The 10,394-nt window shown below is 42.2% G+C and carries 11 protein-coding genes; 8 read left to right on the plus strand and 3 right to left on the minus strand.

The genetic code is table 11. The features are described 5' to 3' along the window. Window positions 1-147 precede the first annotated feature (147 nt). Complete coding sequence (locus tag KIV40_RS20630) at window positions 148-1,581, minus strand: hypothetical protein (protein ID WP_285351084.1); 1,434 nt, start codon at window positions 1,579-1,581, stop codon at window positions 148-150. A 601-nt stretch (window positions 1,582-2,182) separates the two neighbouring features. On the opposite strand from KIV40_RS20630, the gene KIV40_RS20635 reads away from it, so the two are divergent. The 4 genes from KIV40_RS20635 to KIV40_RS20650 all read left to right on the plus strand — a co-directional run bounded on the left by KIV40_RS20635 (window position 2,183) and on the right by KIV40_RS20650 (window position 3,993). Further along, complete coding sequence (locus KIV40_RS20635; RefSeq protein WP_285351085.1) at window positions 2,183-2,506, plus strand: hypothetical protein; 324 nt, start codon at window positions 2,183-2,185, stop codon at window positions 2,504-2,506. Window positions 2,507-2,954: 448 nt separating this feature from the next. Further along, the gene (locus KIV40_RS20640; RefSeq protein WP_012128091.1) at window positions 2,955-3,212 is read left to right on the plus strand and encodes a hypothetical protein; all 258 of its coding nucleotides are present in this window, start codon (window positions 2,955-2,957) and stop codon (window positions 3,210-3,212) included. Between the two features lie 62 nt (window positions 3,213-3,274). Further along, window positions 3,275-3,397, plus strand: coding sequence for a hypothetical protein (locus KIV40_RS20645; protein ID WP_005433922.1), 123 nt, complete (start codon window positions 3,275-3,277; stop codon window positions 3,395-3,397). Window positions 3,398-3,681: 284 nt separating this feature from the next. Next, window positions 3,682-3,993 (plus strand): Fis family transcriptional regulator, encoded by a 312-nt coding sequence (locus tag KIV40_RS20650; protein WP_134977659.1) that lies wholly within the window; start codon window positions 3,682-3,684, stop codon window positions 3,991-3,993. 125 nt (window positions 3,994-4,118) lie between these two features. On the opposite strand, the gene KIV40_RS20655 is transcribed toward KIV40_RS20650, so the two are convergent. Together KIV40_RS20655 and KIV40_RS20660 are read right to left on the minus strand one after the other, a co-directional pair. After that, window positions 4,119-4,457 carry a hypothetical protein gene (locus tag KIV40_RS20655; protein ID WP_005433823.1) on the minus strand — a complete coding sequence of 113 codons (339 nt, stop codon included), beginning with the start codon at window positions 4,455-4,457 and terminating at the stop codon, window positions 4,119-4,121. Between the two features lie 198 nt (window positions 4,458-4,655). After that, entirely contained in the window at window positions 4,656-5,843 is a 1,188-nt protein-coding gene (locus KIV40_RS20660) for a hypothetical protein (RefSeq protein ID WP_285351087.1), read from the minus strand. A 207-nt stretch (window positions 5,844-6,050) separates the two neighbouring features. Between KIV40_RS20660 and msrP the strand changes: the two genes are divergently transcribed. The 4 genes from msrP to KIV40_RS20680 all read left to right on the plus strand — a co-directional run. After that, the gene (gene msrP / locus KIV40_RS20665; protein WP_285351089.1) at window positions 6,051-7,055 is read left to right on the plus strand and encodes a protein-methionine-sulfoxide reductase catalytic subunit MsrP; all 1,005 of its coding nucleotides are present in this window, start codon (window positions 6,051-6,053) and stop codon (window positions 7,053-7,055) included. Beyond that, entirely contained in the window at window positions 7,052-7,669 is a 618-nt protein-coding gene (gene msrQ, locus KIV40_RS20670; RefSeq protein WP_047479716.1) for a protein-methionine-sulfoxide reductase heme-binding subunit MsrQ, read from the plus strand. The genes msrP and msrQ overlap by 4 nt, the downstream gene beginning before the upstream one ends. 414 nt (window positions 7,670-8,083) lie before the next feature. Beyond that, window positions 8,084-9,592: a DUF3360 domain-containing protein gene (locus KIV40_RS20675; RefSeq protein WP_050905909.1), complete on the plus strand. Its 1,509-nt coding sequence runs from the start codon at window positions 8,084-8,086 to the stop codon at window positions 9,590-9,592. A gap of 360 nt (window positions 9,593-9,952) precedes the next feature. Further along, on the plus strand, window positions 9,953-10,394 hold a 442-nt coding region (locus KIV40_RS20680), incomplete at its 3' end, for a DUF1456 family protein (RefSeq protein WP_285351093.1).

The raw sequence follows: 10,394 nt of genomic DNA on the forward strand, positions 1-10,394 counted from the left end.
TAGCGTCTGAGTGTGTCATCTTAGTGTTTCAGTAAGGATTGCTAAGTGATCAGATCACACACACTTGAAAGAGTTCAAAAAAAATCCCCAAGCTATAAGTTTGGGGATTTGTGTATAAGAGACAGCCACGCGGTGGGCTTTTTAAGTCTACGGTTGGGAATCTTCCTCTAACTCGTAACTGGGCTTAAGAAAGTAATGATGACGTTGATTGTACTTAAACATCAGAAAACCGATTAAAAGTAGTGGAGGGATAAGAATTGGTTTGCGAGCGGCCAGCGTCATGAGGGTAAGAAAAATCGTCGCCATCTCACCAGCCATCAAAACGAGGTTTTTAGATAGCGGATATTGCTCTGCGCCTTTGAAACACTTAAATTCCGCTTTTGGTTGGACACCCTTGTAAATCTTTAAATCTAAGTCACCATTACGATACTGTGTGGCATCTACACTAATGGTGTACCAATGCCCCCCAGCGAAGTAAACCGTTCTATGGATGTCTTTATCCGATAGTCGATACTCATCGATCTTTTCCCCATTTAAGGACAACACCATACGGCCTGAATATCCAAACTCCATGGTTAACTTCTCATCATCTAAAGTGAACAGCCATTGGTGCCTACTAAAGATAAAGCTTGGTTTTGAAAAATAACGTACCTCAATATCAGATGACGACTTGATCTCTTTTGGTATGCTTTCGGAGTCATGAAGTGAGACAAAAAAGTTCGCCTCTAGCCCATTCTGTGTAAGGTACTTTTCAAACGACAGCCTTATTTTCTCAACATAGTTTTCTGGAGCATGCAGCAGTGTATTTTGTGTCGTTCGCACTACAACCAGTGGTGTCGTTTCTTCAAAAATCAGTCTGATCTCTAATTGGCCGCTGACCGCTCGTTCTTTCTTGGGATCAGGATCATTTTCAAAGATGGGTAACAGATTTTCAGAGCGGACCCAGTCAAATATCAAAGGTCCGGTATCAAACATGTCGATAATGCTGGAAGATGGCACAGGAAAGCCAATTGTGAATGATGTGTCTATACACTCTTTTTCGATCCTTTCATCATCCAAGTTGTCAAGATACCAAGCTCGCAAGTTGAAACGACTCGTGAAAAATTCACCACTGGATGGGACTTGTATGTCGAAGGCTTCAAGTAAGCCTGTCTGATGCTTTTGTGCGTATTTGAGTGCTCTAATAAGGCCACTGTCTTCTTCAAACAAAGGGCCGACAGCGCGATCTAATTTCATGAGCGCATCGAGTAGTGGTGTTATGTTTTCTTTACGTACGTAGTAGCCGGAGCAGTAGTTAGGGCCGCCCGAATAACCGCAGTGAGGAACGGTCGAAAAGAAGGTTTGGAAACGACTTAATAGCGAAAATAAGTGCTCTGATTGTTCACCACCGAACTCATCTACCAATCTTGCTAGCGATTGCCCTCTGTCATAATAGTAGGGAGACAGATACGCCAAAATACAGCATGAAGTAAAACCAAAATGACTGTCGAATGGGTCGTTTTCAGTCTGAGCTAAGAGGTTTTTATACAGCGTATGAGTGAGAAAATTTCTTTCTTGCTCAGAAGGCGTGAGTTGATTCACTCTTTGTTCAACCAAATCAGGGTTGTTACAAACGTCTTCAACGAAGTACTTTATGTCCTCTTCTGCAACAGGGATGTAAGCAGTATCTAGCCCCAAAACCATTCTCCATATAGTTCGTTTGGATGAGAATAGGAAATATTATCAAAATACGATTGATTTATAAATCGAGTAATTCAATAAAGCATAAGGCGTTCTTACAAAGTGAATGTTGATGATAGTAGTAAGTTAATACACCTAATCCATTAGGGGATGATGAAATACAATAATTGAGAGAGGGGAGGTATTTTAATGATAAAAACATCACTTTATTTATGTCGCACCAGTATTCTATTGATAGTTGGAACTTTAGTTTTAATTGTAATTACTAACCACGTTAAACATGATCATTGTCAGATTTGTTGGTAGTACCAGTAATTCAATCTTTTTTCAATAGCATAAGATAAAAATAGATGTTTTAGTTATTCCTTCTAAAAATACGACGATTGAAACTCGTTCTTTTTGATAATGAGCAAGAAATTATATTTCCACATGTTTATGGGGTGAATAATTTTATAGTTAATGTCTAAGTTTTTAACTTAAATCTCCCAAGAGTAAATTTATAATGAAAAATAAATTATTATTATTAGCGCTACTTTCAACTAATACATGTTTTGCTAATGAAATCTTCTTTTTCGAGCAAGTCACAGCCTACAAGTTAAGTTCCAAACAGCATAGCCTAAGTGGGGTGGAAAAGCATACGAATCAGAGGATTCGTATTGAATGGCAAGAAAGCCCTTATTCGAAGCCAGAGCGAATAAATAGATGTATTAACGCGTTTCAACAAGCGATGAGTCAACCAGAACGATATTATTTAAATGTAGAACTATCTGAATTATTGTTAATAGGCTGCGAGATCGGAATTAAAGAAAGATTTATTTCTAATTAAATGATATCAGAATAATATTAGTGATGTTGCGGCATAAAATGATCCACAGCTGCTGCATAGCATCGAAATAATTACTTCTCTAATTCTATTGTTCGATTGAAATCCTAATGTGCTGACGGTTAGAACCGTCAGCACAAAAATAGATCCTACGGCTTACAATAAGCATCTAATTTTTCCCACAGAAAGCCAATCCCGTTGCCACTGGCAGTGATAGTCAAGTATACAGAACCATACCACGAGCCAGCTTTGTAAGTAGAAAGCCTGTAGCGCTTGAGCAAACCACTCATAAAACAACCCTGCTATTTGCGTACAATTGAGCTAATCACTGCCCCATATCAGGGGAGCTTTCTTGTGTTCTGATCTTTATCTAGATCACAATAAACGATATTTTTCTTGCAAAAAAGGTAGAAAAGTTTATAGTTTTACGGGTCAGGTTGGGAGGGACGCCATGTCATTACAAAAGAAAAAGTCCAAAGTATCGCTGAACATTAAAATCTCGTCAGATTTAGATTTTCGCTTGAAACGAGCTAGGAAATCTGCGCGTGAGCAGGGGCTGATGTTCAACGTATCTCGAGAGGTTGAAAATTTCCTCGAGAAGGAACTTAAGAAAGTAGAGCGTCAGTTATCGATAGATGAGAAATTTAAATCAAATCTAGAAGAACTTGGCGGACTCAACATAGAAAAGATGATGAAATCAATGAGTTGATTGAGGTTTACCTCTTACTTATTAGATTGGCTTACAAACTTTAACTGTAATTGGAGAGCATAATGGGAACAATAATTGGATTATTAATTTTAGCTGGGATTGACTTTTTACTTAAGCGTAAAACAGGACTTCACATGCACCAGTGGATTGCAAAAAAAATCAAAAACTCTGAGAAGAGCGAATAAACACACTTCATCAAAATGTAGAACTCATCATTTCAACGTTTTTGATTTTGTGAGTGCTGGTATCAATAAATATTCTGACCTGAAACGTGAACAACGATTCATTTTTCAGAATAGTCAGAAAACGCCTTGTTTTTAAACATGTTAGTTATACCAATGTGCAGTGTCACTTTACCGTTTCAAAGTGCCACTGCATTGGCTTGACTGCTTAATTACTTTAGGTACCCTGCAGTCACAATCAATGTGAACGAACACTTTTTAAAGGCGTTAAATAGGAAGTTTGCTTTATGCGTAAGTCAGATAAGAAGATCGAAAACCAAATTAGAGAGGTGTTAACCGACGTTTGTGAAGATACATTAAAAAGCTATGAAGGCTTTGTTTGGGTGACTCATACGGTCAATTACTCTTCCTTCCCACAGAGCTTAAAAATCATCTGTGTATTTGAAACAAGCCAAGACAGAGCAAACTTTTTAACCGGAGAGGGCCAACGTCATGTTGCTACAGCAATCCAAAAGGCGTTTCATAAGGCAGGAACTCAACTAAAGAACGTAGAGAAGCAAATCAGCTACGATATAAAGAGCGACGTTCGAAGAAAGTAAGTCGCGTTGATTGGGCATCTAAGGCTCTATATTACGAGCTTCAATATACAGCCTTTCGTCTACGTTTACCGTCTGAATCAGAGCTGCGAATGCCAGTTCGCCAATTCCAACTCACTGAATCATGTTCAGTCCAATCGGGTAATAAACGTTTGTTCGTCATCCACAAAGGCGACAAAGCCGCCGTGATAGATGAACACTCGGCCACGCCCCTCGACTATGCAGGCAAGTTGTGGATTCAAATCTTCTTCGTTATCTTGGCTTTGAAAGGTGCCAGTATCCGTGATTACGCCGCGGAGTGGTGGCAAGTATCCATAAGTGCGCTTGGCTTGATCTATCAGGCTCAATTCACTGGTGATAGAGAAGCAAGCGGGAATCGAACCAGCGTCTTCAATAAATAGAGGCTTCAGTTCTTCAAAGGCGGTAATCACCAGCCAGTCAATGCCGTTTACATGATGGATAAACATAGGTGTTCTCGATAATTCTGGTTCTGAGTTCTTATCATTATCAGAGAAGAACGCAGTAGAAATTTGCTGTTTAAAATCGTTATTCCACTGCCACGTCCAGACATGCGAGATGAACTGAACCTATGGCAAAACGCAGCTCATAGGTCCAATTCTTTAGTCTACTTATTTATAGATACTAAACCTCACAAGCAACGCGTCTTACAAATAAAGATTCGCAAGTTCATGCCACTTTTGTTTACCGATGACGCCAGTAATGTCAGAGATGGAAGCTTCGGAAAGGTGCCCATCTTTGTTGAAAGTCAGAGTCGGTAATAGCGTATCTAAACTTTTTCCTTTAGCCATTAGACTCTGATCAACCAATTGCCAAAATGCCGGGCCCTTAACGTAAAACAAGGGGTAATACTGGTACATTTGGTCTTTTGACACGCGGTCATTGGCCTCTAATAGCCCGGTACTTGCAAAGGGGAAGCGCTTCTTAAAGTCATTCCATTCTGCTTGAGGATCGGTAAAGTCATAACGCGTCTTGCCTAAAGACTTAATACCATAGTATTCAGCAAGACTTTCAGATGCCCACATTGGCGAAGTTGTGTCGAGTAAATGCATGGACTCGTGAGCTGCAATCTTAAGCAGCATCGGCATTGCATCATCTTCTAGTTCACCATTGTTTAGTAAGGCGTTAACAAGAATTTTATCGCTACCTGCTGCACCACTGACGCTGCCCGATTGTTTATCTCGGCTAAAAAAAGCGATATCCCACTTTTCTACTTTATTGTTCGGAAACAAACTAATTAGGTATGCCAGCTGAGACTCAAGCGCAGGTTTCCAGTCTGACATGGTTTTTAAAATCTCATCAGTATCTGTGGTGACTGTTATTGTTTTACCGTTGATATCCAGTTCGATAGGCTTTAAGCCCCAGATCATAAACAGTGGCGGCTGGCTTTCATCTGGCATCCAGTTACATTGGTTGTTTGGAGAACAGACTTGAGCGGGTATAGGTTCATCATTGTGTTTAGAAAATCGTGGCAGAGAGTTGAATTCACTGATAAAGCGCCATCCTTTATCTGGGGAATAACTATCGACTTGATCAGCGATATCAAAGCCGTCATGGCCAATTTTAACAAGCGGTAATTGCCAATCGACATGGTCACATTGGATATCCGTTTGGTACTTAATATCAGAACGACTGCCACTCGCAGTAATGCAGGTTAAAGTAGGCTGTTTGCCATCTGCGAGTGTTCTTGCTGGCAGGATATAGAATGTGCCAAGTTTTTTAGTGTCGACACTAACAGTGACCACATCAGAGCGTTCAGTGTTTTGCTCCAATTGATGGGTTAACGATGATTCGGCTGCGGAGATGAGTGCGGTGGAGAGCAATAATACAGACATAATACGATACTAGTTATTGTAAAAACCGTTGGACATGATGCAGAGGAGTTAGTTCACTCTTAAATGTCCTTGATGTTAAGTATCGAACCCGCCTGAATATCGACTTTTCGTTTTGTATGAAATAGAAATGCCATTGCTACGGTCTCTCTTAATCAACGTATTACCAGTTCGCTATTTACTAAATTATGAACACATTCGGGGAAGATTATGTGGATTAAGAAGAATCATCGTTGGGCTTTATCTGAAAACGAAGCGACGCCAGAGTCAGTCTATAAAGAGCGTCGTGAAATACTGAAAAAGCTTGGCATTGCGGTTGTCGGTATGCCGCTCGCTGCAAATGCGCAAGCGGGTATTTTGGACATCTTCGCGTCAAAGGAAAAGCCAGTCTCAGACAATCGAATTGACCTTAGCGCAGCAAAGCCACAGCAGTATCAAGCGGATCTTTCCCTTACTCCTGAAAGCAAGATCGTGAAATACAATAACTTCTATGAGTTTGGTACCGATAAGTCTGCTCCTGCGAGAAACTCTTCTGAGTTCGTGTCTGACCCATGGACGGTAGAGATCGACGGTTTGGTGAATAACCCAATCAAGCTCGACTACGACGATATCTTTAGTAAGTTCACACTAGAAGAGCGTATCTACCGCTTACGTTGTGTCGAAGCGTGGTCCATGAACATTCCGTGGATTGGTTTTCCTTTAGCGGACATCATAAAAATGGCGGACCCAAAAAGCAGCGCGAAATACGTAGCTTTTGAAACCCTCTACGACCCGAAACAGTTCCCAGCTCAAGGTTCGTTTAGCAGCATTGAATATCCTTACGTCGAGGGGCTTCGTCTTGATGAAGCAATGAACCCGCTCGCGCTGATTTCTGTGGGTTTGTACGGTAAGACGCTTGCTCCACAAAACGGTGCGCCACTTCGTTTAGTTGTACCTTGGAAATACGGCTTCAAAAGCATCAAGTCTATTGTTCGAATTCGTCTAACCGACCGAGAGCCGCCAACAACGTGGAATCGTTTAGCGCCGAATGAATACGGTTTTTACGCCAATGTGAACCCGAATGTTGACCATCCACGCTGGAGCCAAGCAAGCGAGCGATTCATCGGGGAGGGCAGTGTGCTCAGCACTCGCAGACAGCCAACATTGATGTTCAACGGCTACGAAGACGAAGTAGCACATCTCTATAAGAATATGGATCTGAGGAAGTTCTATTGAGAAAGCTGACGCCAAAACACATCATTGCGCTTAAAGTCCTGATCCACCTTGTCTCTCTGGGTTTCTTAGGTCTGCTGGTAATTGCGATTAATACCGACAACTTAGGTGGTGATCCTGTTCAAGGCATCATTCATTACACGGGTATTAGCGCGCTAAATACGCTGTTTATTACCTTGTTGGTTTCTCCGTTTGCGCGTTGGACTAAGCAGGGTTTGTTAGTTCGAGTTAGGAGACTACTTGGGCTATACAGCTTTTTCTGGGCAGTACTTCATTTGGTTGCGTTTGCTGTTCTTGATTTAGGGTTAGATTGGAGTTTGCTTGCCTCCGAAATCGTCAAACGCCCTTATTTGACCGTTGGTGCAGCAGTGTGGGTGATCTTGTTACTTCTGGCGGTGACTTCGACTCAATCCATGCAACGCAAGATGGGGCCTAAATGGCAAAAGCTGCATAACTGGGTTTACTTAGCGGCGATATTGGCACCGATTCACTTCTATTGGTCGGTGAAGTCAGAGGTGGCAGAACCAACGATTTATATCTTCATCGCCATTAGTTTGTTGCTGGTACGCTGGAAGACATTGAAGCAGAGAGTGTTTCGAAAGAGGTTATCCAGTTGATGCGTTGTTAGACTAATTGCGATACATGAATCAACAGACTAAAGGGGCCATGAGAGCCCCTTTCTTAATTGGATAACAAGCCGCGAACCCAAGCTTTCTGTTGCGGTTGGCTCACCACGCTTCCACACCTTTTGTTCGCTCTCGCCAAAGACCGTGAGACTGTTCCTATCAAATACCATCACAACGCTTATACCGTTAGCTCTCAACCTACGACTAATGTCTAACTATCTGACACTATTTGTATTTTTTCGTTTGGTATAAGGTACTAGCAACTGAAATTCAAGGATTCATGAACATCCTTCATCGAGTTCTTGTAGAAGAGAATGTAGGCAATCAACTGCTTAATCTTCGTTTGGTGAGTAAATAACGTTGGTTGGAAAAACACACCTTAGAGTGTGAACGAAAGGAATCACTATGAGCAGTACTTTAGAGTCCGTACAGATACGAACAGATAAGCCTCAAGCCAATGAGGCTGAACTCACTTATGAGCAACAACATAAGCCACGATCGGAATTTGATTCCCGAGAGCAATATTTAGAGCACGAGTTGCAAATCATGGCGCCTAAACGCTGGCGTCCCAATTTGCCGTTCAAAGACTACCGATTCGAGGTAGAAGATGCCATTCCAGCGATGGCCGCGACCATTGGCAAAGTCGTTATGGTGGGAGCCATAGCCGCAACCTTTGCTGGGGCGCTAGGGCTCAATGAAGGCTTTATATTAGAAAATGTTCGATATGAACTGCTCATAGCCTCAGTTTTCATTATTCTTTTCTCAGGCTTTCTATTGCCGACCGCAAACCTCGCGGGTACACACGGCCCACTCATTCCATTAATTCCTATCGTTGTTGCTGCTGGTGGGCACCCTATGGCCTTTGGTTTGCTGATTGGCGCTTTTGGCATACTGCTAGCTATTAGTAAGGGTGGCAGTATGCTGGCAAACCTGACCAGTAAAGGCGTGTGTGGCGGCTTATTACTCTACCTTGGCTTTGTTGGAACCGTCTCTCAAGTGAAAAAACTGTTCGCATGGGCAGAGGGGATAGGGATGAGTCACATCGCTTTTGTAGTGATCTTTTGCACCATAATTCTATATGCGCTGTTGGAACATTTTCGTAAACGTTGGCTAGCTGTCCCTCTTAGTTGCTTGCTAGGCGGCACTTTAGCTTTTGCCATGGGCGCGCCGTTTTCTTTTCAAACTGAGCCGGGCTTACCCAACATGAACCCTATGTATTGGTGGGGAGAAGATACGGGTTGGATGCTAGGTTTACCGACGATTGAACATTTCATGGTGGTACTGCCTTTTGCTATTTTGGCCGTAGCCATGTGGTCGCCAGATTTTCTAGGACATCAAGTATTCCAAAAAATCAGCTATCCAGAGCGTACAGAAAAAGTACATATGAACATCGACGATACCATGACCACCGCGTCAATTCGTCAGACGTTCGGCTCTCTGCTCGGTGGTACTAACTTTACGTCTTCATGGGGGACTTATATCGTTCCGGCGGCTATCGCTAAACGTCCTATTCCTGCCGGCGCTTTGCTGACAGCACTTTTTTGTATCATCGCAGCTGTTTGGGGCTACCCAATGGATTTAGCGATCTGGCAACCAGTACTTTGTGTTGCGCTCATTGTTGGGGTATTTGTTCCTTTACTAGAAGCGGGAATGGAAATGACGCGTGAAGGGAAAACCACACAATCGGCGGCGATTGTTGTATTTTCTTCAGCGTTAGTTAACCCTGCATTTGGCTGGTCGCTCACCATGCTGTTAGATAACTTAGGCTTAGTCGGCTGTAAAGAGCGTAGTGGGGAACTGAGTAAAATGAGCCGTTGGGTGTTGCCTGGCATTATGTTTGTTGTGCTAACAAGTGTAATGGCGTTGGTTGGTCTACTACCAGGAATTCCAGCGATTATCCCAAGTTTTAGATAGATAGGTCCAAAGTGCGATTTATGGTTTGAAGAACCTTTTTCTAACCTGATAGAAACGGTTTAGTTCTGTTGATCTAAACCGTTTCTGCCACATTCCTTGCCAGTAACGTTCAACCTCACAAATCACAGTGAGATGGTTTGAACTACTTCTTTTAATCAGCATAGTGTCTATGAAAGTGGGGTCTTACCAACTTCACCAACTAGTTCGAATAGGCCGTCTTATCTCCATTTTTTAACCTACCGAAGAAACGTATTCTCTGTTAGAGTCACCGTCAACCACGCTATTGAATAAAGACACCCACAGTTCGCATGTAATTGATGGATTTTTATTCACCCTTAGAACTCATTTTAGGAATCCCTAGTGACTAACAACGAAATTTTACGTCGTATCCAACACGCGTTAAACCTTAAAAACGCACAGATAATGAAAGCTTTCGGGCAGGCCGAAGTCACTGTGGCTCACGATAAAGTGGCAAACTGGTTAAAAGATGAAAGCGACAAATCTAGCGTTAAGATGAAGGATCAAGAGTTAGCGGTATTCTTAAATGGCTTTATTAACCTCAAGCGAGGCAAAAAAGACGGCGAGCAACCTAAGCCAGAAGTCGCGTTGACTAACAACATGATTCTCATGAAGCTGCGCATTGCGCTAGACATGAAAGCAGAAGATGTGTTGGACGTATTAGAAGTGGTTGGTATTAGTTTAAGTAAATACGAAATTGGTGCGTATTTCCGCAAGCCAAACAACAAAAACTACAAACAGTGTGAAGACCAACTGCTGTGCGACTTCTTAAATGAGAAGTGGC

Source organism: Vibrio sp. D173a, assembly GCF_030248475.1.